The sequence below is a fragment of the Kitasatospora sp. NPDC004614 genome, from assembly GCF_042873675.1.
In the GTDB taxonomy this organism is placed as follows: domain Bacteria; phylum Actinomycetota; class Actinomycetes; order Streptomycetales; family Streptomycetaceae; genus Kitasatospora.
In genome coordinates this window covers 174347-195181 of the sequence record NZ_JBIALR010000010.1, presented here as the reverse complement: position 1 = coordinate 195181, position 20835 = coordinate 174347, and the positions used below count along the sequence as shown (strand labels likewise).

At 72.9% G+C, this 20835-nt stretch carries 23 protein-coding genes; 14 read left to right on the top strand and 9 right to left on the bottom strand.

Annotated elements, in window-relative coordinates:
* Positions 1-348 precede the first annotated feature (348 nt).
* From ACFYST_RS22030 to ACFYST_RS22020, 3 genes are read left to right on the top strand one after another with little or no spacing between them, the layout of a single operon-like run.
* On the top strand, positions 349-1356 hold the full coding sequence (locus ACFYST_RS22030; protein ID WP_387633986.1) for a proline racemase family protein: 1008 nt from the start codon (positions 349-351) through the stop codon (positions 1354-1356).
* Complete coding sequence (locus tag ACFYST_RS22025) at positions 1353-2291, top strand: ornithine cyclodeaminase family protein (protein ID WP_387864717.1); 939 nt, start codon at positions 1353-1355, stop codon at positions 2289-2291. Before ACFYST_RS22030 ends, ACFYST_RS22025 begins: the two co-directional genes overlap by 4 nt.
* Before the next feature lie 49 nt (positions 2292-2340).
* Entirely contained in the window at positions 2341-3018 is a 678-nt protein-coding gene (locus ACFYST_RS22020; RefSeq protein WP_387633982.1) for a GntR family transcriptional regulator, read from the top strand.
* Positions 3019-3252: 234 nt separating this feature from the next.
* On the opposite strand, the gene ACFYST_RS22015 is transcribed toward ACFYST_RS22020, so the two are convergent.
* A complete protein-coding gene (locus tag ACFYST_RS22015) occupies positions 3253-3825 on the bottom strand; it encodes a flavin reductase family protein (protein ID WP_387864715.1) in 573 nt (190 codons plus the stop codon).
* A 161-nt stretch (positions 3826-3986) separates the two neighbouring features.
* On the opposite strand from ACFYST_RS22015, the gene ACFYST_RS22010 reads away from it, so the two are divergent.
* Positions 3987-4685: an ArsR/SmtB family transcription factor gene (locus ACFYST_RS22010; RefSeq protein ID WP_387864712.1), complete on the top strand. Its 699-nt coding sequence runs from the start codon at positions 3987-3989 to the stop codon at positions 4683-4685.
* Between the two features lie 75 nt (positions 4686-4760).
* Here the strand turns inward: ACFYST_RS22010 and ACFYST_RS22005 are convergent, their stop codons facing one another.
* Together ACFYST_RS22005 and ACFYST_RS22000 are read right to left on the bottom strand one after the other, a co-directional pair.
* A complete protein-coding gene (locus tag ACFYST_RS22005) occupies positions 4761-5456 on the bottom strand; it encodes an ABC transporter ATP-binding protein (RefSeq protein WP_387864710.1) in 696 nt (231 codons plus the stop codon).
* Between the two features lie 32 nt (positions 5457-5488).
* Positions 5489-6544: an ABC transporter permease gene (locus tag ACFYST_RS22000; RefSeq protein WP_380485877.1), complete on the bottom strand. Its 1056-nt coding sequence runs from the start codon at positions 6542-6544 to the stop codon at positions 5489-5491.
* A gap of 178 nt (positions 6545-6722) precedes the next feature.
* Between ACFYST_RS22000 and ACFYST_RS21995 the strand changes: the two genes are divergently transcribed.
* Genes ACFYST_RS21995 through ACFYST_RS21980 form a run of 4 tightly spaced genes read left to right on the top strand, consistent with a single transcriptional unit; the run spans position 6723 to position 10327 of the window.
* The gene (locus ACFYST_RS21995; RefSeq protein WP_387864707.1) at positions 6723-8081 is read left to right on the top strand and encodes a sensor histidine kinase; all 1359 of its coding nucleotides are present in this window, start codon (positions 6723-6725) and stop codon (positions 8079-8081) included.
* Positions 8078-8722, top strand: coding sequence for a response regulator (locus tag ACFYST_RS21990; RefSeq protein ID WP_387633973.1), 645 nt, complete (start codon positions 8078-8080; stop codon positions 8720-8722). The genes ACFYST_RS21995 and ACFYST_RS21990 overlap by 4 nt, the downstream gene beginning before the upstream one ends.
* 55 nt (positions 8723-8777) lie before the next feature.
* Positions 8778-9380, top strand: a complete 603-nt coding sequence (locus ACFYST_RS21985) for a TetR family transcriptional regulator (protein WP_387864705.1) — start codon at positions 8778-8780, stop codon at positions 9378-9380.
* Positions 9381-9382: 2 nt separating this feature from the next.
* The gene (locus tag ACFYST_RS21980; protein ID WP_387864703.1) at positions 9383-10327 is read left to right on the top strand and encodes a hypothetical protein; all 945 of its coding nucleotides are present in this window, start codon (positions 9383-9385) and stop codon (positions 10325-10327) included.
* Positions 10328-10360: 33 nt separating this feature from the next.
* Here ACFYST_RS21980 and ACFYST_RS21975 read toward each other — a convergent pair whose 3' ends face one another.
* A complete protein-coding gene (locus ACFYST_RS21975; protein ID WP_387864700.1) occupies positions 10361-10801 on the bottom strand; it encodes a hypothetical protein in 441 nt (146 codons plus the stop codon).
* An 84-nt stretch (positions 10802-10885) separates the two neighbouring features.
* On the opposite strand from ACFYST_RS21975, the gene ACFYST_RS21970 reads away from it, so the two are divergent.
* The 3 genes from ACFYST_RS21970 to ACFYST_RS21960 all read left to right on the top strand — a co-directional run bounded on the left by ACFYST_RS21970 (position 10886) and on the right by ACFYST_RS21960 (position 12278).
* On the top strand, positions 10886-11257 hold the full coding sequence (locus ACFYST_RS21970; protein WP_387633965.1) for a VOC family protein: 372 nt from the start codon (positions 10886-10888) through the stop codon (positions 11255-11257).
* Positions 11258-11322: 65 nt separating this feature from the next.
* The gene (locus tag ACFYST_RS21965; RefSeq protein ID WP_387633963.1) at positions 11323-11808 is read left to right on the top strand and encodes a hypothetical protein; all 486 of its coding nucleotides are present in this window, start codon (positions 11323-11325) and stop codon (positions 11806-11808) included.
* Positions 11805-12278, top strand: coding sequence for a hypothetical protein (locus ACFYST_RS21960; RefSeq protein ID WP_387864699.1), 474 nt, complete (start codon positions 11805-11807; stop codon positions 12276-12278). The genes ACFYST_RS21965 and ACFYST_RS21960 overlap by 4 nt, the downstream gene beginning before the upstream one ends.
* Positions 12279-12314: 36 nt before the next feature.
* Here the strand turns inward: ACFYST_RS21960 and ACFYST_RS21955 are convergent, their stop codons facing one another.
* Positions 12315-12788: a carboxymuconolactone decarboxylase family protein gene (locus ACFYST_RS21955; protein WP_387864696.1), complete on the bottom strand. Its 474-nt coding sequence runs from the start codon at positions 12786-12788 to the stop codon at positions 12315-12317.
* 90 nt (positions 12789-12878) lie between these two features.
* On the bottom strand, positions 12879-13376 hold the full coding sequence (locus ACFYST_RS21950) for a hypothetical protein (RefSeq protein ID WP_387864694.1): 498 nt from the start codon (positions 13374-13376) through the stop codon (positions 12879-12881).
* A gap of 212 nt (positions 13377-13588) precedes the next feature.
* Between ACFYST_RS21950 and ACFYST_RS21945 the strand changes: the two genes are divergently transcribed.
* Entirely contained in the window at positions 13589-14608 is a 1020-nt protein-coding gene (locus tag ACFYST_RS21945; protein WP_387864691.1) for a nitronate monooxygenase, read from the top strand.
* A gap of 298 nt (positions 14609-14906) precedes the next feature.
* Here ACFYST_RS21945 and ACFYST_RS21940 read toward each other — a convergent pair whose 3' ends face one another.
* On the bottom strand, positions 14907-15263 hold the full coding sequence (locus ACFYST_RS21940; protein ID WP_387864688.1) for a nuclear transport factor 2 family protein: 357 nt from the start codon (positions 15261-15263) through the stop codon (positions 14907-14909).
* Between the two features lie 117 nt (positions 15264-15380).
* Here ACFYST_RS21940 and ACFYST_RS21935 point away from each other — a divergent pair, with 117 nt between their 5' ends.
* The gene (locus ACFYST_RS21935; RefSeq protein ID WP_387864685.1) at positions 15381-16049 is read left to right on the top strand and encodes a RibD family protein; all 669 of its coding nucleotides are present in this window, start codon (positions 15381-15383) and stop codon (positions 16047-16049) included.
* A gap of 9 nt (positions 16050-16058) precedes the next feature.
* Here the strand turns inward: ACFYST_RS21935 and ACFYST_RS21930 are convergent, their stop codons facing one another.
* On the bottom strand, positions 16059-17180 hold the full coding sequence (locus ACFYST_RS21930) for a DUF6183 family protein (protein ID WP_387864683.1): 1122 nt from the start codon (positions 17178-17180) through the stop codon (positions 16059-16061).
* A gap of 209 nt (positions 17181-17389) precedes the next feature.
* Positions 17390-18835 (bottom strand): aminopeptidase P family protein, encoded by a 1446-nt coding sequence (locus ACFYST_RS21925; protein WP_387864680.1) that lies wholly within the window; start codon positions 18833-18835, stop codon positions 17390-17392.
* 256 nt (positions 18836-19091) lie between these two features.
* Between ACFYST_RS21925 and ACFYST_RS21920 the strand changes: the two genes are divergently transcribed.
* Entirely contained in the window at positions 19092-20831 is a 1740-nt protein-coding gene (locus tag ACFYST_RS21920) for an ABC transporter substrate-binding protein (protein WP_387633947.1), read from the top strand.
* The last annotated feature ends 4 nt before the right edge of the window (positions 20832-20835 follow it).

Genomic DNA, 20835 nt, shown 5'->3' with positions numbered 1-20835 from the left:
CGGGCGATCGGTCGGCTGGCCGGGCGGCCGGGCGGCCGGGCGGGCGGGCGTTCGGCTGGCCTGCCGGCGGTCGGGCCGCGCCGTTCGGGTCGGTGTTCGGATGCCGTGCGGCGGTCGGCGGCCCCTGACAGGGCGGCTGGTGCGGGTGTCGGCAGGTCGGGCGGGGGCGGGTTGTGTCAACTGCGTGCCCCCGGCGTCGGGTTGCCGAGGGTGCTGTCGCGCGGGTGGTCGGCGCGAGCTTGTGGTCCAGTGGTCGGCTTCGCGCGGCGTGGGGTTGGCGTCTCGGGGCCGGGTTGGTCGTTTGTTGTTTTTGTCCGTTGTCAGCGTGCGTCTTGTCGTGGAGTACTGATGAACATCACCACCACCGACTATCACACCGCCGGTGAGCCGTTCCGGATCGTCACCGGTGGTCTTCCGCCCGTGCCCGGCGACAGCGTCGCCGAGCGGCGGGCGATTGCCATTGGGGCGGGTGGGACGGCGACTTCGCCGCGGCGGGGGGCGTTGGACGATGTGCGGCGGTTGTTGACGCGGGAGCCGCGCGGGCATGCGGGGATGTACGGCGGGTTCGTGGTTCCGGCCGATGACGACGAGGCACACTTCGGGGTGCTGTTCTGGCACAAGGACGGGTACTCGACGGCGTGCGGGCACGGGACGATGGCGCTCGGTGCGTGGGCGGTGGACACCGGGCGGGTGGCGGCGCCGGACGACGGGACGGCGCTGGTGCGGATCGATGTGCCGTCCGGGCGGGTGAGTGCGACCGTGCACCGGCGTGCTGGGCGGACGACTGCTGTGACGTTCCGCAATGTGCCGACCCGGGTGTTGGCGAGGAAGGTCGAACTGGCTGTCTCCGGTGGGTCGGTGGCGGTCGATCTGGCGCACTCCGGGGCGGTGTACGCCTCGTTGCCGGCCGCCGCGCTCGGGCTGTCCGTCGTTCCCGAGCGGTTGCCCGCGCTGACCGCCGCGGGGCGGGAGATCAGGGCCGCGCTGGAGGGGCATCCGGCGCTGGCGCAGGACCGGGACGGCGTCTACGGCGTCATCCTGTACGACGAGCTGGCCGACGCGCCCTCGGGGCCGAATCAGCGCAACGTCACGGTGTTCGCGGACGGGCAGATCGACCGTTCGCCGTGCGGCTCCGGTACGTCCGCGCGGCTGGCGCTGCTCGCGGACGAGGGGGCGCTGCGGTCGGAGCAGACGTTGCGGCACGAGTCGATCATCGGCACGGTGTTCACCGGCCGGGTTCGCGCGTACGGGCTGGAGGGCGCGGTCACCGAGGTGACGGGTGCCGCGCACCGGACCGGTGAGCACCGGTTCGTGCTGGACAGTGACGACATGCTCGGAGCGGGGTTCCTGCTGTGACCGGGCCTGCTGTGATCGACCAGTTGGAGTTGACGCTCGATCATCGGGCGGCCGTCGAGGCGTTGGAGGGCATGCTGCTGGACGGGCTGGACGTCGAGCGGTGCCCGCAGCGGTCGGCGGTGCCGGTGCCGGCCGGGGAGTTGCTGCTGATGCCCGCCGCGACCGGCGCGTTCGCGGGGGTGAAGATCGCGGGGGTGGCGCCCGCGAACCCGGCGGCCGGGCTGCCCCGGATCACCGGCAGTTATCTGCTGCTGGACGGGCCGACGCTGCGGCCGGTGGCCCTGCTGGACGGTGCGGCGCTCACCGCGCTGCGCACGCCGGCCGTCACGGCGCTGGCGGTGCGTGAGCTGGCCGGGCCGGACGTCGCGCACCTGGTGGTGTTCGGTGCGGGCCCGCAGGCGTTCGGGCATGTGGCGGCGTTGCGGGCGGTGCTGCCGCTGGAGCGGGTGACGGTGGTGGCGCGGCGGCCGGGTTCGGCGGATCAACTGGCGCGGTATGCGGCCGAGTTGGGGCTGAGCGCGGCGGTCGGCGGCCCGGAGGCGGTGGCGAAGGCGGACGTGGTGGTGTGCTGCACCACGGCGCGTACCCCGCTGTTCGACGGGCGGCTGGTGCCCGACGGGGCGGTGGTCGCGGCGGTGGGTTCGCACGAGCCGGACGCCCGTGAGGTGGATGCCCAACTGGTGGGCCGCGCCGACCTGTTCGTGGAGGCGCGCGCGGTGGCCCGGCGGGAGGCGGGGGACCTGCTGATGGCCGGGGCGGCGGAGGAAAGGCTGATCAATCTGTCGGAACTGGTGACCGGGACGGCGGTTGTCCGTCATGATCGGCCGAGGTTCTTCAAGAGCGTCGGCATGGCCTGGCAGGATCTGGCGGTGGCGGCGGCCCAGTACGAGCTCACGGGCCCGCCCGGCGAAAGCGGACCGAGGCGTTCACTCTGAGCAACGTGACATTGTACAATGGGGTTCTGCTGACACCGGAGGAACCGCCATGTCCGACCTGAAGCCCCGCAACCTCATCTCCGTCCAGGAGCGGCTGCGCGACCAGGTCGCCCACGCCCTGCGCGCCGCCCTGATCTCCGGCGAACTGCGCCCCGGCGTCGTCTACTCGGCGCCCGCGCTGGCCGCCGACTTCGGGGTCTCCGCCACCCCCGTCCGGGAAGCGATGCTCGACCTGGCCCGCGAAGGCCTGGTCGAGGCCGTCCGCAACAAGGGCTTCCGGGTCACCGAACTCAGCGAGCGCGACCTCGACGAGTTCACCGAGATCCGCGCCCTGATCGAGGTCCCGACGGTCGGCCGGGTCGCCCGCGCCGCCACCGCCGAGCAGTTGGAGGCGCTGCGCCCGCAGGCCGAGGCGATCGTCGCCGCCGCCCGCAAGCACGACCTGATCGGCTACCTGGAGGCCGACCGCAAGTTCCACCTCGACCTGCTGTCCCTCGCCGGCAACGCCCGCCTGGTGGAGACCGTCGGCGACCTGCGCAAGCGCTCCCGCCTGTACGGCCTCAACCGGCTCGACCAGCGCGGCGAGCTGGTCTCCTCCGCCGAGGAGCACCTCGAACTGCTCGACGTGCTGCTCACCGGCGACGCCAAGGCCGCCGAGGAGTGCATGACCCGGCACCTCGGCCACATCCGGCACCTGTGGGCGGCGGGCGAGCAGGGCCGCGGCTGATCGGCGTCAGGCGGGGGGCGTGCGGCTGATCGCCTGTCAGGGGCGGGGCGTGCGGCTGCGCGAGGAGTCGCCGAGTTCCGCGCCCAGACCGAGAGCGTGCTGCGCCTGCCCCGCCGCTGACCGGCGGCCCGTCTGTCAGGCGCGGGGCGTGCGGCTGCGCGAGGAGTGGCCGAGTTCCGCGCCCAGACCGAGAGCGTGCTGCGCCTGCCCCGCCGCTGACCGGCGGCCCGTCTGTCAGGTGCGGGGCGTGCGGCTGTGCGAGGAGTGGCCGAGTTCCGCGCCCAGACCGAAGTAGTGCCGGAAGTTGTACACCAGCGGACTCCACGCGGCCGGCTCCACGTAGTCGGTGCCCGGCACGGTGATCGACTCGGCCGCGTGCACCCGCAGCACCTGCACCTCCGCGACCAGGAACTCCCCGGTGGCGTCCGCCCGCAGGTCCGCCACCCGGGCCTCCAGCTGAAGCGGGCACTCGGCGACCCGGGGCGGCGCCACCAGCTCCGCGGGCTGCGCCGTCAGGCCGGCGTGGGCGAACTTGTCGCGGACGAAGTGCGCCGCGTCCGCCCGGCCGGTGGTGCCGCCGAGCAGCTCCACCTGCCGCCACAGCCCCGGGCCGGGGACGTTGACCACCAGTTCGGGGCGGGCGGCGAGGTTGCGGGAGGTCTGGCCGTCCGGGCCGAGGCCCAGTACCACCGTGCGGTCCAGCGCCCAGGCGGACGAGATCGGCGCCAGGTTGACCGCGCCGTCGGCGTCGAGCGTGCTCAGCAGCACCACCGGCGTGCCGAAGTACAGGATGTGCGGCTCGACCACGCGGTGCGTCAGGGAAGCGCGATCTGTCGGGGAGCTGCGGTGCGTCGGGGAGGTGCGGTGCGTCAGGGAAGTGCGGTGTGGCGGGGTTTTGTGCATGGCGCCGACCGTAGGCCGGGCACACTTCGGCCCGCGCCGAAGTGTCCGCGCGGCACCATGGACGGGTGGACACCCAGCTCAGCGCCCGCCGGCTCGCCGACACGGCGGCCCTGCTCGCCGACCCGACCAGGGCCGCGATCTGCCTCGCCCTGCTGGACGGGCGGGCCTGGACGGCCGGCGAACTCGCCCGGCACGCGAAGGTGGCCGCCCCCACCGCCACCGGCCACCTCAACCGGCTGGTCGCCGCCGGGCTGCTCGCCGAGGAACGCCAGGGCCGCCACCGCTACCTGCGGCTCGCCGGGCCCACCGCCGCCGAACTCGTCGAAGCGCTCGCCCAGTTCACCGGTGGAACGCCACCCGCCGCGACCTCGCTGCGCGCCGCCCGCCGGGACGCCGAACTCGCCCGTGCCCGCACCTGCTACGACCACCTGGCCGGGGCGCTCGGCGTCACCGTCACCGACGCGATGACCGCCCGCGGCCTGCTGGACGACCGCCACGGCCTCGCCCTCACCCAGGCCGGTACCGACTGGCTCGCCGGGGCGGGCATCTCCGTCGCCCCCGGCCGCCGTGCCGCCGTCCGTGCCTGCCTGGACTACACCGAACGCCGCCCGCACCTGGCCGGCGCCGTCGGCGCCGCGCTGTGCGGGCACGCGCTGACGGCGGGCTGGGTGGAGCGGCGGCCCGACAGCCGGGCGGTGCGGGTGACGGCGGCGGGGGAGCGGGCGCTGGACGACCTGCTGGGCGTGCGGTGGGCGGCGGCATAGCCCTGCGGGCAGTCCAATGCTCGCCATCCCCATGCCCATGCCCATGCCACCGCCGGCCCGGCGTCGCCGCCAGGCCTAGCGGGTCGTCAGGCGGCCGTCCTGCATCTCCAGGACCCGGTCGGTGCGGCTCAGCAGGTCGCGGTCGTGGGTGACCATGACGGTGGCCGTGTTGTGGGTGCGGGTGACCTCGGCGAGGAGGTCGACGACCTGGGCGCCGCGTTCGTGGTCGAGGGCGGAGGTGGGCTCGTCGACCAGGAGAACGGAGGGGTCGCCGAACAGGGCACGGGCGATGTTCACCCGCTGGCGCTCGCCGCCGGACAGCTGGTGCGGGCGGCGCTGCTGCTTCGGGCCCGCCAGGCCCACCGACTCCAGCAGGTCCTCGGCGCGCTGCCGGGCCGCGGCCGGGCGGCGGCCGCGGACGGATTCGAGGACCAGGAGCTGCTCCACGGCGGTCAGCGAGGCCAGCAGGTTCGACTGCTGGAAGACGATGCCCAGGCGCTCGCGGCGCAGCGACGTGCGTTCCTTGTCGCTGAGCGCGCCCGCGTCCGCGCCATCGATCAGCACCTGCCCCGTGTCGGGGCGCTGGAGCGTCGCGGCGACTGCCAGCAGGCTGGACTTGCCGCAGCCCGACGGGCCCACGATGGCCGCGAACTCGCCCGGGGCGACGGACAGCTCGACGTTGTTCAGGGCCGTCAGCCGGCTCTCGCCGTCCGGGTAGGTGAGGGTGACGCCGCTCAGCGCGAGGCCGGTGCGGACGGCGGTGGTGGTCATGGCGAGGTCCTTCGGGAAGAGAGGTACGACGGTCATCGGTTGGCGCCCAGCGCGGCGAGCGGGTCCACGGCGGTGATCCGGCGCACTGCGAGGGCCGCGCCCAGCAGGCCGAGCACCACCATCGCGCCGACCGGCACCGCCACCGTGAGCACGCCCACGTCGAACGGCACCGCCGCCGAGGCGATCGCCCCGCCGATCGCGCCGATCGCCCCGCCGAGCAGCGAACCCGCCACCAGTACGGCCGCGGCCTGGGCGAGGGCGTCGCGCACCAGGTAGCCGCTGGAGGCGCCGACGGCCTTGAGCACCGCGATGTCGGGGCGGCGCTGCACCGTCCACACCGTGAAGAACGCGCCGATCACCAGGGCGCTGACCGCGAACAGGAAGCCCTGGATCATCAGCAGGCTGCCCCGCTCCGCCGAGTACCCGTTGATGCCCGCGAGTGCGTCGCTCCGGGAGACCGCCTTCAGGTCGGTGGGCAGGTCCTTCGGGGTGCCGTGCACCGCGATCGCGGTCGGCTGCTTCTGGCCGGAGACCTGCTGCCACGTCGTCGGGGTGGTCCACACGCTCGGCGCGTGCGACAGCGAACGCTCCGCGGTGACCGCGCTGACCGTCAGCCTCTCCGCGCCCAGGGTGACCTGGCTGCCGGGGGACAGGTGGTACTGCTTCGCGACGTCGGAGCCGACGGCGACCTCGCCGTCCTTGGGCGCCGCACCGGACGACACCGGCGGCAGCAGCGCCGCATCGGTGCCCAGCACGCTCACCGAGGCCGCGCCGTCGGGGGCCGTCAGCCGCGTCATCGCCACGCCCAGCGAGTGCGCGTCCCGGGTGCCCGGGGCCGCGGCGACCTTCGCCTGCTGGTCGGCCGTCACCGTGCTGGAGGCGAATGACACCTCCGGCTCCGCGCCGGCCGGCGCGCCGAACACCACGCCGTCCACGGGCAGTTCGGCGATCGTCGAGGACGCCGCCGACGAGAGGCCGCCGGTAAGGCCGTAGAGGAACACCACCAGGGTCGTGATCAGAGTGACCACCGCACCCATCAGGGCGAACCGCCCCTTGGCGAAACGGATGTCACGCAATGCGACGAACACGGGAAACCTTCCGAAAGGACACTGGACGAGACCACTCCACCTTCGCGTTTTTCGCCCGCCCTGCCATCGGCGAGATGGGCGGAGTACGCACCGTCCGAGCGGTGCACCCGAAAATCCATCGAAAGGTTGATGCCGTGCCGCGCCGACCGGCCGCCGACGCCCCGTACCCTCGGACAGCGTGCCCCGAACCGAACCATCACCGTCCTCGCCGCGCACCGAGCCGCGACCCGAGCCGCACCGCTCACCCGTCGGCCCGACGCCCGCGCTGCGGCTGGCCAACCTCGCCGTGCACGGCCTGTTCTTCGCGCTGCTCGCCGTACTGCTGATCCGCGCCGCAGCCGCCGGCGAACTCGGCCCGGCCGGCTGGGCCTGCGCCGGGGCACTCGCCGCCGCCTACGCCGCCGGTGGTCTGATGCGGCAGATCCGTGAGTCGCGCGCCCTCGGTGCCGTGTGGCTGCTCGTGGTTTCCCTGCTGTGGATCGAACTCACCCTGCACCACCCCGAGTTCAGCTACCTCGCGTTCCCGCTGTACTTCGTCTGCCTGCACGTCCTGCCACTGCGCTGGGCACTGCCCGCCGTCGCCACCCTGACCGGCGCCGTGATCGCCGCACAGACCACCACCCCCGGCGGCCTCACCACCGCCAAGGTGCTCGGCCCGCTCGCCGGCGTCGTCGTCGCCCTGCTCACCGCCTACGGCTACGCCGCCCTCTACCGCGAGAGCCGGGCCCGCCAGCAACTCATCGACGACCTGGTCCGCACCCGTGGCGAACTCGCCGCCAGCCAGCGCGAAGCCGGCCGCCTCGCCGAACGCCAGCGCCTGGCCCGGGAGATCCACGACACCCTCGCCCAGGGCCTGTCCGGCATCGTGCTGCTGGCCCGGGAGAGCGCCGCCGCACTGCCGGACTCCCCGCCGGACGCCACCGCGCTGCTCCGCGAAATCGAACAGACCGCCTCCGCGAACCTCGCCGAGGCCCGCCGCTTCGTCCACGCCCTCACCCCGCCTGCACTCGACGACACCACCCTCGCCGACGCGCTGCGCCGCCTCGCCGACGGCGCCGACGCCGCCTTCCACCTCGACGGCGAGCCCTACCCCCTGCCCGTCGAAGCCGAAGTCGCCCTGCTGCGCCTCACCCAGGAAGCCCTCGCCAACGCCGTCCGGCACGCCGCCGCCCAGCACATCGCCGTCACCCTCGGCTACCTCGACGACACCGTCACCCTCGACGTCTACGACGACGGCACCGGCTTCGACCCCGCCACCGCACCCGCCCCCGGCTCCTTCGGGCTGCACGGCATGCACGAACGCATCGCCGCGCTCGGCGGCACCCTCACCGTCGAATCCACGCCCGGCGAGGGCACCGCCGTCGCCGCGACCCTGCCGCTGCGCGCGATCGACCCGCCGACCGGGACTGTCGAGGCGCCGCCGGGCCGTTCCCGTCCGTCGCCGCCCACCGGCACTGCGCTGCGCGTGGGACCGGCAAAGGTCCGACCGGCAGGGGGCCGACCGGCAGGGGTGCGGCTCGCGGGGGTGCGGCGGTGATCCGGGTGCTGGTGGTGGACGACCACCCCGTGGTGCGGCGCGGCCTGCGCGCGATGGTCGACGACCTGCCCGACGTCACCGCCGTCGGCGAGGCCGCCGACGGGGCCGCCGCGCTCGGCCTGCTCGCCACGCTCCCGGCCGAGCAGCGTCCGCACGTCGTGCTGATGGACCTCCAGATGGGCACCGGCATGCACGGCGTCGAAGCCACCCGGCGGATCACCGCGCTGCCCGACCCGCCCGCCGTCCTGGTCCTCACCACCTACTCCACCGACGCCGACATCCTCGCTGCCGTCGAGGCCGGGGCCACCGGCTACCTGCTCAAGGACGCCCCGCCCGAGGACCTCGCCGCCGCCATCCACGCCACCGCCCGCGGCGAGACCGTCCTCGCCCCGCCCGTCGCCGCCCGCCTGCTGGGCCGGGTCCGGGCCGGGCGCCCCACGCTGTCACCGCGCGAGGCCGAGATCCTCCAGCTGCTCGCCGAGGGGCTGCCCAACCGGCAGATCTCCAAGCGGCTGTTCATCAGCGAAGCCACCGTGAAGACCCACCTGGTGCACGTGTACGAGAAGCTCGGCGTCGACTCCCGCACCTCTGCGGTCGCGGCGGGTCTGGCGGCGGGGCTGATCAGGCCCGTGGATCGCTGAGCCCTTATTTTCGGACTGGGTATGATTTTGTACTTGGTCTGGATATGCTGAGCGGATGGTCGGACTGCGGGAACTCAAGAAGGAACGGACCGGACGCCGGATCGCCGAACAAGCCCTGCGCCTGTTCGCCGAACGCGGCTTCGAGGACGTTACGATGGGCGAGATCGCCCTCGCCGCCGAGGTGGCGAGGGCGACCTTGTTCGCCTACTTCCCCACCAAGGAGTCGCTGGTCCTCGGTGGCGTCGCCGGCGACGACCTGGCCACGATCGTCGCCGGCCGCCCCGACGGGCAGAACGCCCTCGACGCCCTGCGCGCCCACCACCGCACCCTGGCCGCCGGACCCGTCGCCGACCTGCCCGCGCTGCTCACCCGGGTCCGGGTGATCCAGGCCAGCCCCGCCCTGCGGGCCGCCGCCGACAGCCTGCGCTACCGGCAGCGACAGGCACTCGCCGACGTCCTCGCCGAAGAACACGGCGAGACGGCAGGCGCGCTGATGGCCGCCCAGATCGCCGCCTCGCTCTCCGTCCTGCAGGAACGCCACTTCGCCCGCCTGGTCGCCGGAACCCCCGCCGACCAGGCCGGACAGACCCTCGCCGAAGACCTCGAACTCGCCTTCGACCTGCTGGAACACGGCCTCGACCGGACGGCGGAGCACTGACCGTGCGCACCCTCGGCATCACCTACGACACCGGCACCTTCACCGGCGAACGCCTCACCCGCCGCCACTTCGACCCCGCCCAGGTCCGCCACGACCTCACCGCGATCGCCGACGAACTGCACTGCGACGCCGTCCGGATCACCGGCGGCGACCCCGAACGCCTCGACCTGGCCGCGAAGTTGGCCGCCGACGCCGGACTCGAGGTGTGGTACTCGCCGTTCCCCGCCGACCTGCCGCCCGCTGCGCTGCTGCCGTTCTTCGCGGACTGCGCCCGGCGCGCCGAGACGCTGCGCCGCACCGGCGCCCGGGTGGTGTTCGTCGCGGGCTGCGAACTCAGCGTGTTCGCCGAAGGGTTCCTGCCCGGCGCCACCCACCTCGACCGGCTGCACGCCATGACCACCGCCGACCTGGACTGGTGGCTCTCGCTCGGCCCCGTCCCGGAACGGCTCAACGCCTTCCTTGCCGAGACCGCGAGCGCCGTCCGCCGGGAGTTCGCCGGCCCCGTCGGCTACGCGTCCGGACCGTGGGAGCCCGTCGACTGGACCCCGTTCGACCTGGTCGGCCTCGACGCCTACCGCTCCGCGCAGAACGCCGCCGACTACCGCGAACAGCTCCGTGCCGCCCGCGCCCACGGCAAACCCGTCGCCGTCACCGAGTTCGGCACCTGCGCCTACCGGGGCGCCACCGACCTCGGCGGCATGGCCTGGCAGGTACCGCCCGGTGCCGTCCCCGACGAGACCGAACAGGTCCGCTGCTTCGCCGACCTGCTCGACGTCTTCGAGGAGGAGGGCGTCGGCGCCGCGTTCTGGTACACCTTCGCCTCCTACGACAAACCCGGCCTGCGCGACCTCGGCTCGTACGGGGTGGTGCGCACGCTGGACGGCGACGGACGGTGGGAACGCAAGCAGGTGTTCGACGCGATGGCGGGGCGGTACCGGCGGCGCTGATTCGCTTGAAGACGGCGAGCCGGCGCTCGGCCGTTACGCGATCCAGCAGTAGACGCCGTGGTTCTCGCCCGCGGCCGTGGTGGCGAGGGCGGCGAGGTCGTCCATGATCGCGCTCGCGATGTCCGCGTCGATGTGCTCGCCGTCCTCCGCGCGCAGGTGGGTCCAGGCGGTGGCGGCGCTGCGCAGGGTGGCGGGGGCGGCGGTGGCGAGGGCGGTGGACAGGCGGGGCGAGAGTGCGAAGACCAGGCATCCGCTGTCGTCGTCGCCGTGGTCGGCGACGGTCCGGGGCTCGTCGGCGTCCAGGAGGCCATCGGGGTCGGCGCCGGTCAGCAGGTGCTCCCACTCGACCGCGGCCTCCTCGGGGTCGAATCCGCCGAACGACACCGACTCGAACGCCCGCCCCGGGCCGGTCGGGAGGACGGCGGCGGCTGACGTGTCGTCCGGGGCCGTGAAGAAGGTGATGAGGATGCTCATCGGACGATGCTGTCATCGCGTTGGTGCTGTGGGTGGCGCGGGGGCGGTGAGGTGACGGGGGGCGGGTGGGCGAGAATCGGCGGCATGGTGACGGTCGGGTCGGTGGTGCTGGGCGCTTCGGATGTGGCGCGGGCGGCGGCGTTCTGGGGGGAGGCGCTCGGGTACGTGCCGCGGGAGGATGCGCAGGACGGCTGGGTGGTGCTGGTGCCGGGCGGTGGGGGCGGCGGGGTGCAGATCGCGCTCGGGTGCAGCGAGACGCCGGTGCAGGAGCGTCCGCGTGTTCATCTCGACCTGTACGCCGGGGATGCGGCTGAGCAGGCCGCCGAGATCGAGCGGCTGGTGGGCCTCGGGGCGCAGCGCGTCGAGTGGGACGGCTACCCCGAGGATCCGGACTTCGTGGTCCTCGCCGACACCGAGGAGAACCGCTTCTGTGTGATCGACACCAGCCACGGCTGACCGGCCGGTCCCGCGCCGGGAAAATTGCTGGTCAGGAGGGTGGCAGGGCTGGCAGGGTGCGGGTCATGGACTCTTTGCGGGTGATGGCGATGCGTCAGGTGGCCGGGCGGCTCTGGCCCGAGCACCTTCCGATGGCCGCTGCGGAGTTGCTGGCCGAGGGCCACGACTCGCCGGCGCTGCGGGAGCTGGCCGGGTGGAGCGGGGGTGAGCGGAGTGCCGAGCTGGTGCAGCTGTGGTACCTGGTGCTCGACGAACTGGGCGTGGAGCGCCTCGAGTTGGCAGAGGCCGAGCGGTGGGCGCTGCGGGACGCTGCCGCCCGGCTGGTCTCCGGCGAGATCGTGTCGCTCCCCGACCTGGTGGGGGAAGTCACCGGGTTGGACATCGACAACGCGGAGGAGGGGCCGGAGCTGCGGTTCTCCATCGCGGTGCGGGAGGGCTGCTGTCAGTGGTGTGTCGAGGACCTGATCGCCGTCGGGGAGCCGGAGTTGCTTGCCGCGTGGGAGACGAAGGTGCGGGCCGCCGCGGCCGCGCTCGTGGCGGAGGCGCGGTGAGTCGGGTGCGGGCGGTCGCCCTGCGGTATCGGGCGGGTGAGTTGGCTACCGGTGAACTTCCGATGGCCGCCGCCGAGTTGGTGGCCGACGGATACGAGTCGCCGGCGCTGTACGACCTGGCCGGGCGGGGGCGGCGGGAGGCGGCGTCCGAGTTGGAGCCGTTGCTGCGGGAGGCGTTGGACGAGCTCGGGGTGCCGTTCCCCAGCTGTGCGGACGGTGAGCGGTGGTGGCTGCGCGAGCTCGCCGGCCGGGTGGGGGAGGGCAGCCTGGCGCCGGGGGAGTTCGCCGAGGCGGTGATGTACCGGGAGTCGTTCGGCGCGAGCCAGGAGGACGAGGAGGCGCTGCTCGGGCTGCTGTCCGACTACTGCTCGTGTTGCGTCGGGCATTGGCCGCCCGAGGTGTTCGTCGTATGGGAGGCGGAGGTGCGGGTTGCTGCCGCCGCGTTGGCTGCGCGGACGCCCCTGCCGTGACGCCCGGGGGCGTCACGGCAGGGGAGTGGCGGTGTGTCAGGCGTACTGGCCAGGGACGTAGTCGCCCGCGGGCTGGCGGATGATCACGTTGACCCGGTTGTAGGTGTTGATCAGCGCGATCAGACCGACCAGGGCGATCAGTTGCTCCTCGTCGTAGTGCTTGGCGGCCTCCGCCCAGGCCTCGTCGCTGACCCCGCCCGCCGCGTCCGCGATCCGGGTGCCCTGCTCGGTGAGTTCGAGCGCGGCGCGCTCGGCGTCGGTGAAGCAGGTCGCCTCCCGCCAGGCGGCGACCAGGTTCAGGCGCTGCTGGGTCTCGCCGGCGTGCGTGGCGTCCTTGGTGTGCATGTCGGTGCAGAAGCCGCAGCCGTTGATCTGGCTGGCGCGGAGCTTCACCAACTCCTGGGTCGCCGCCGGCAGCGAGGAGCCGCCGATGGCGGCGCCGGCCGAGTTGATGTGCTTGAGGATCTTCCCGGCGAGCGGGTTGCCGAAGTAGTTCAGACGTGCGTCCACGGTCGGGCTCCTTGTCGTGTGTGCTTCCGCAAGGACTGACCCCGCTGCTTCCCCGAATGTGACAGCCCCGCGAATGTGACGCCCGTCACGCTATCCGTCGGCGTCCGTCCGGCCGTGCAGACAGGCCGCGCCGACGCTGCGCACCCACACCGGGAAGGGCGGGAACTCCGGGGCGGGCGCTGAGTCGTCGTCGACGACTTCGGGGTCCGTCCAGGGAGTCAGGCCCGGAGTGTCGTCGCGCAGATACCCTTCGACGACCGGCCGGAGGTCGCCGACCGGCCGAAACGCGCCGCCGAAGGGCAACTGCTCGGCGGGCACCGACCCGGTGGAGCACCGGAGCTGCCCGGCCTGCTCGTCATGCCACACGTAGAAGGTCGCCACCCCGGCGTAGTCGAGTTCGCGGATGCGCTCCCGGATACGGGAAGCGGTCCGCTCGAAGGCGGCGACCACCTCCGGTACGGACAGCGATCGCCGGTCCTCGTCGTCCGTGCTCAGCCACCAGGTGTTGGTCTCCCACTCCACCCGGCGGTCGGCCGGCTCCAGCACCAGCGGTTCGTCCGCCACCTCGGCGATCCAGGTCAACAGCATCCGGGGAGTATTTCGGAGTGGCCCTTGCTCCGGCAACCGATGAGCAACGGCCACGGGCTCCTGGTTCAGTGGCGGGTCGACCGAGGTGCGGAACTGCGACTACCGGTCCTGAAGCACCGGCCGACCCCCGCTGAATGGCCGTCGGCGCAATCCACCGCGGACGTAGGGTGGGGAGCGACCGCGGTCGGTGCGTACGGAGGCGAGGGAACGGCATGGCGTTCGACTGGGAGGTGCCGCTGATCGCGGCCCCCATGGCCGGCGGGCCGAGCACCCCCGAACTGGTCGCGGCCGTCAACGGCGCCGGCGGCCTCGGCTTCCTTGCCGCCGGGTACCGGACGGTCGACGGGACGATCGAACAGATCCGCCGCACCCGTGAGCTGACGGAACGCCCGTTCGGCGTCAACCTGTTCGTCCCCGCGCCGCCCTCCGACCCCGGGCCGGTCGCCGCCTACCGCGAGCGGCTGCGGCCGGAAGCCGAACAGTGGGGCGTCGAACTGCCCACCGAGATTCCCGCCGACCGGGACGGCTGGGACGCCAAACTCGAGGCGATGCTGCGCGAGCCCGTCGCGTACGTCTCGTACACCTTCGGCCTCCCCCGCCGCGACGAGGCCGACGCGTTGCGGGCCGCCGGGATCCGCCAACTCGGCACCGTCACCAGCCCCGAGGAGGCGCGTGCCGCCGCCGCGCTCGGTCTCGACGCGCTGGTCGTTCAGGGGCCGGAGGCGGGCGGGCACCGTGGCACCCATCGTGCGGAGGACGTTCCCGGTACTGTTCCGCTGCTTCAACTCCTGGGTGCTGTGCGGGAAGTGACGTCGCTGCCGCTCATTGCTGCCGGCGGCCTCGGTGACGGCGCGGCGATCGCTGCCGCGCTGCGGGCCGGTGCGAGCGCCGCCCAACTCGGCACCGCGTACCTGCGCACCGACGAATCCGGCGCCACGGCCACACACCGGCGGGCGCTCGTCGAACTCCCCGACACCACCGTCACCCGCGCCTTCACCGGGCGCCCCGCGAGGGCGCTCCGCAACGCGTTCATCACCCGCCACGACGGGCACGCGCCGGCGGCGTACCCGGAGGTGCACTACCTGACCCAACCGCTCAGGGCTGCCGCCGCTCGGCGTAACGATGCTGCGGGGATGCATCTTTGGGCGGGGACGGCGCATGCGAGTGCGCGGGAGGGTGGTGCGGGGGAGGTGACGCGGGGGTTGTGGGGGGACGCGCTGCGCGTGGGGTAGGGGCGGGGAGTTTCGGGGCTGCTGCCGCTCGGCGTGACGGTGCTGCGGGGATGCGTCTTTGGGTGGGTGCGGTGTATGCGAGTGCGCGGGAGGGTGGTGCGGGGGAGGTGACGCGCGGGTTGTGGGGGGACGCGCTGCGCGCGGGGTAGGGGCGGGGAGTTTCGGGGCTGCTGCCGCTCGGCGTGACGGTGCTGCGGGGACGCGTCTTTGGGTGGGTGCGGCGCATGCGAGTGCGCGGGAGGGTGGTGCGGCGGCGGTGACGCGCGGGCCGTGGGGGGGTAGGGCGGGGCGGTGGTGGTCAGGTGACGTCGGCGGTGCCTTCGCGGTAGATCTTGGCTGAGGTGATGAGGCCGTCGCGGAGGTGGTAGAAGCCTGCGATGGAGTAGACGCGTTCCTCGCCGGCGACGGTCAGTGTTTCGATGAGCTGGCAGGCTGCGTGATCGGTGGTCACCAGGAGGTTCTGGATCGTCAAGGTCGGCAGTAGTTCGGCCATGGCGTCGGTGAACAGTTCCGTCAGGGCGGCGCGGCCGCGGACGACTGTGGTCCCGGTGATCCAGACGGCGTCGTCGGTGAAGCCGTTCATGAGTGCGGCGACGTCGCGGTGGTTGAACGCGCGGATGTGTTCGCTGATGGCGGCGGTGGTGGAGTCGGTCATGGTCGTAGTGTGTCGTGATCGTTCCGTCCGGTGCGGGGGATTTCGGCGCCGTGTGCGGGACGGCGTGTGATCATGCCCGAGGACCGTCGGGGTCCATCCGCGGAGAACGGAGCCACCATGGCCGAGCGGCCCTACGTGCTGTTGAGCGTTGCGACTTCGATCGACGGGTACATCGACGACACCTCGGCGGAGCGGTTGTTGCTGTCGAACGCGGCGGACTTCGATCGGGTGGATCAGGTGCGGGCGGAGTCGGATGCGATTCTGGTCGGGGGGAACACGCTGCGGTCGGACAATCCGCGGTTGTTGGTCAACAGTGAGGCGCGGCGGGCTGCGCGGGTGGCGGCTGGGAAGCCGGAGTATCCGTTGAAGGTGACGGTGACGGCGGGGGGTGGGCTCGATCGGGGGCTCAAGTTCTGGCACTTCGGGGGCGAGAAGGTCGTCTACACCACGGACGCCGGTGCGTTGAAGCTGGGCGACAGCCTGGACGGGCTGGCCGATGTGGTGAGCACCGGCGACGCCGTTGATTTCGGGGCGATGCTCGAGGATCTGGCGGCTCGTGGGGTGCGGCGGCTGATGGTGGAGGGCGGCGGTCGGGTTCACACGCAGTTCTTGTCGTTGGGCCTCGCCGACGAGATTCAGCTGGCGGTGGCGCCGTTGCTGGTCGGTGAGGCGGGTGCGCCGCGTTTTGTGTATCCGGCCGAGTTTCCGGGTGGCAGCACGCACCGGATGAGGTTGCTGGGGGCCGAGACGGTGGGTGACGTGGTGGTGCTGCGGTACGCGCCGTGAGGGTGGGTGTCAGTCGGTGTCGGTGGCGGCGAGGACGGCGAGGCGGCGGCCGTCGGGGGTGAGGGTGGCGAGGCCGAAGTCCCAGGCGATGTCGTGGAACCAGGGGGTGGGGGCGTCGAAGCCGAACCAGTGGCAGGCGATGGCGCGGGCCTCGGCGGTGGGGAGGGTGGCGTCGGTCAGGGCGGCCACGGACTGCCAGGCGGCGAGGCGGCCGTAGGCGCCGTGGGCGCCGGAGTTGTAGGCGCCGCCGGTGGAGGCTGCGGCGAACAGGACGCGCCAGGCGTCGGCCGGTGGGCAGGTGCTGACGGAGAGGGTGGAGGGTTTGGTGTCGGTGAGGCAGTCGAGGCCGAGGGTGAGGAGTGCGGCGGGGACGGACTCGACGGGCAGTGGGGTGGCGAACTCGAACACCCGGGCCTCGATGCGGCCGTTGGACTCCTCGGCCCAGTTCGCGACGGCCCGGCCGAGGGCTGCGGTCAGCTCCGGGGTGGTGCTCTCGGTGGCGGGCGGGAGCGCGGCGGCGGTACGGCGGGTCGTCAACTGCTCACTGTCCAGGGACCCGTAGGGCATGGCGTGGCAGCCGCCCTGCGCGCTGTAGCCGGGCAGGTCGGCGAAGGCTTCCAGCGGGGAGCGGGTCAGGGGCAGCGCGCCCAGCGGGTGGTGGGTGAAGTGCGGGGCGGTCGCCCAGGCGGAGATCCGGGGGATCGAGGAGAGGTCGACGCCGTGCAGGACCAACTCGTGGACCAGGCAGGCCCGCAGCTCGTTCGAAGCGGGCCCGGCGAACGCCGCCGCGAGGTCGGCCGGCCGGTGGCCGGACGCCAGCAGCGAGGCCGCCAGGCGGTCGCCGTTCCGGCCGTTGCGCGGTGCGGCGGCGAGCAGGCGGAGCGCCTGGCGGACGTTCTCGGCGCCCGGCGTGACGGCCAGCAGCCGGACCAGGCGGTCGAAGACGCTCCGGTACTGCCACGCCACCCCGGGGGAATCGAGGCGCGCGGCGAGGGCGAGGCCGAGGTCGGCGAGGAAGGCGGCGTCGCCCTGTGCGAGCCGTTCCTCGGCCATCGCCGAGACGCCGGTGACGTCCGTCAGGTCGGGGAGTCCGGCCAGGATTCGGGCGATGTGGGTGCGGCGATCGGTCACGGGAGCCGAGCCTACGCACGCAGCGATTGTCGGATCACCCGGTTATCGGGCCAGTGATCCGTCAGGGTGCGCGGGGTGACCGATCGCCGGAGCCGGGCCGACACCCGCGACCGTCGGATCACCGGGTGCCGGGCCGGGGGCCTCGACCTCGCGGCGATCGGTCGGGGGCGTCGGGCCCCGGCACCCGGGGCCGTCCGGCCCTCCGCTGATCAGGCCAGCAGTTCGCCCATCCAGGACTCGATGCCGTCCACCGTGCGCGGCAGGGCGCCGGACATCAGCTGGGCGCCGTCGGCGGTGATGACCAGGTCGTCCTCGATGCGGATGCCGATGCCGCGCAGGGCGGGCGGCAGGGTGAGGTCGTCGGGCTGGAGGTAGAGGCCGGGTTCGACGGTGAGGACCATGCCCTCCTCCAGGACGCCGTCCAGGTACGTCTCGGCGCGGGCCTTCGCGCAGTCGTGGACGTCCAGGCCGAGCATGTGGCCGCTGGCGCAGAGGGTGTAGCGGCGGTACAGGCCGGAGTCCTCGCGCAGCGCCTGCTCGGCGGGGACGGGCAGGACGCCCCAGTCGGAGAGGCCCTCGGCGATGACGCGCATCGCGGCGCGGTGGAAGTCGCGGAAGGACGCGCCGGGGCGCAGCGCGGCGATGCCGGCGTTCTGGGCGGCGAGGACGAGTTCGTAGGCGTCGCGCTGGGCGGAGGAGAAGGTGCCGGACAGCGGGAGGGTGCGGGTGATGTCGGCGGTGTAGAGGGTGTCGGACTCCACGCCGGCGTCGAGCAGCAGGAGTTGGGTGGGGTCGAGCGGGCCGTCGTTGCGGATCCAGTGCAGGACGCAGGCGTGCGCGCCGGAGGCGACGATGGTCTCGTAGCCGGTGCCGTTGCCCTCGGCGCGGGCGCGGGCGTTGAACGCGCCCTCGAGGATGCGTTCGCCGCGGTGGTGGCGCAGGGCGGCGGGCAGGGCGCGGACCACGTCGGCGAAGCCGGCGGCGGTGTGGTCGACGGAGAGCTGGAGCTGCTCGACCTCCCACGGGTCCTTGATCAGGCGCAACTCGGAGAGGGCGGCGGCGAGTTGGCCGTCGCGCCCGGCGTGGTCGGCGGACGGGCGGCCGAGCGCGGCGTCGAGGGCGGGGTCGACGCCGGCCAGGATGCGGGTGGGGGTGGAGCCGGTGAACAGCTTCGGCAGGTCGTCGAGGTGGGCGGTGCGCAGGCCGGTGAGGTTGGCGGCCTCGGTGAGGTCGGCGCGCCGGCCGACCCAGAACTCGCCGTAGCGGCGGTCGCGGAAGAACGCGCCGGAGCCGTCGGCCCGGTCGGAGCGGGGCCGCAGGTACAGCACGGCCTCGCCGTCGGGTTCGATCACCAGGACGTGGCCGACCTGCTCCTCGCCGGTCAGGCCGGTGAGGTGGGCGTAAGCGCTGTTCGGGCGGAAGCGGTAGTCGCAGTCGTTGCTGCGGACCTTCAACTGCCCGGCGGGGACGAGCAGCCGCTCGCCGGGGAAGGCGGCGGCGATCCGGGCCCGGCGGCCCGGGGTGTACGCGTGGCCGGGGACGCGCAGGTCGGCGGGCAGCGGGGTGGCGGCCCACCGGTCGGACATGTACTCCGCCAGGGCGGGGGAGACGGGGAGGTCGTGGCTGCCGGTGTTCAGTGCGGGCTGGTCGGCCATGGAAGGGGGTTCCTCCGAGCGGGGTCGATACCTGGACAACTGGGGTGAGGGATAAGGAAATTGCACTGCTGAGCGGCGGGCAATGACACGGCTCGGTAACGGTCCGGGCGCCTCATTGCGCAGTGCAATTTCACATTACTATGTTACAGGTCACACCTCAGGGCGGGCCAGACCCCGGCGGCACTGATCCCCGGCGGCACCGGTTCCTCGGTGATTCCCGATCCCCGTTGAGCGACCCCCAGTTCCGGAGATACACATGAACAGGCGTACCCACGCCGCCCTCGCGGCGGCCATCGCGGCATCCCTCACCCTCGCCCTCAGTGCGTGCGGCAGCAGCAGCAACGGCGGTGACGACGGCAGCGGGCAGCACGGTGTGACCACCGAGGGCAACGGCATCGTCGGCGGCACCCCGGTCAAGGGCGGCACCCTGACGATCCTGTCGAACCAGGACTTCGACCAGCTCGACCCCGCCCGCAACTGGACCATGCCGGTGATGGACGTCGGCGTGCGCATGCTCTACCGCACCCTGACCACCTTCAGGGCCGCCCCCGGCGCCGAGGGCCTGAAGGTCGAACCCGACCTGGCCACCGACCTCGGCACCCCCAGCGACGGCGCGAAGACCTGGACCTTCCACCTGAAGGACAACCTCCAGTACGAGGACGGCACCCCGATCACCGCCGACGACATCAAGTACAACGTCGAGCGGTCGTACTCGCCGGAACTGCCCGGCGGCCCCGACTACGCGGTGCGCTACCTGAACGCCCCGGCCGGCTACAAGGGCCCGCTGGGCGGCGAGCGGCTCGGCAACGAGGCCATCGAGGTCCCCGACGCCAAGACCATCGTCTTCCACCTCAAGCGCCCCGTCGCCGAGTTCGGCTACACCGCCACCCTGCCCACCTTCGCGCCCGTCCCCAAGGCCAAGGAGACCGGCGCCAACTACTCCAACCACCCGGTCTCCTCCGGCCCGTACAAGATCGAGAGCTACGACCGCGGCAAGCGCATGGTGCTGGTCCGCAACACCCACTGGGACCAGGCCACCGACCCGGTCCGCAAGGCGTACCCCGACAAGATCGTGGTCGAGCAGACCCTCAAGGGCAGCGGCATCGCCGACCGGCTGATCGCCGACCAGGGCGACGACAAGAACGCCGTCTCCTACGTCGACCTGCTGCCCTCGAAGATCTCCGAGGTGCTCACCAATCCCGACGTGAAGAAGCGCCTGATCAGCGAGAACGCGGGCTGCACCACCAAGCTGGACATGAACACCACCAAGGCGCCGTTCGACAACGCCAAGGTCCGCCTCGCCATGCAGTACGCGGTGGACAAGGAGTCCATGGCCGCCGCCATGGGCGGCCCCGCGTTCAACGACATCGCCACCACCTACCTGCCCCCCGTGATCACCGGCGGCACCCCCGTCGACCACTTCGGGATCAAGCCGGGCGGCGACCCGGAGAAGGCCAAGCAGCTGCTCGCCGAGGCGGGCTTCCCGAACGGCTTCTCCACCGACTTCGTCACCTCCACCGGCGGCAAGCCGCAGGCCGAGGCGATCCAGGCCGCACTCAAGCGAGCCGGCGTGGACGTCACCATCACCACCGTCGACCCCACCGCCGTCAACTCGATCGTCGGCGACAAGGAGAAGCAGCCCGGACTCACCAGCCTCGGCTGGTGCCCCGACTACCCGTCCGCCGCCACCTTCCTGCCGATGATCTTCGACGGCCGGGCCATCAAGGACAAGGGCAACAACGGCAACATGACCCGGTTCAACGACCCGGCCGTCAACGCCGAACTCGACCGGATCGCCGGCCTGGACGACCTGCAGAAGGCCAACGCCGCCTGGCTCGCCCTGGACGCCAAGATCATGGACGCCTCGCCCGCCGTCCCGATGGTCTGGGCGAGGAAGCCCGTCCTGGTCGGCTCCAACATCGCCGGCGCGTACGCCCACCCGGTCTGGGCAGGCCAGCTCGACTACGCCGCCATCGGCCTCAAGTCCGTGAACTAGAGCG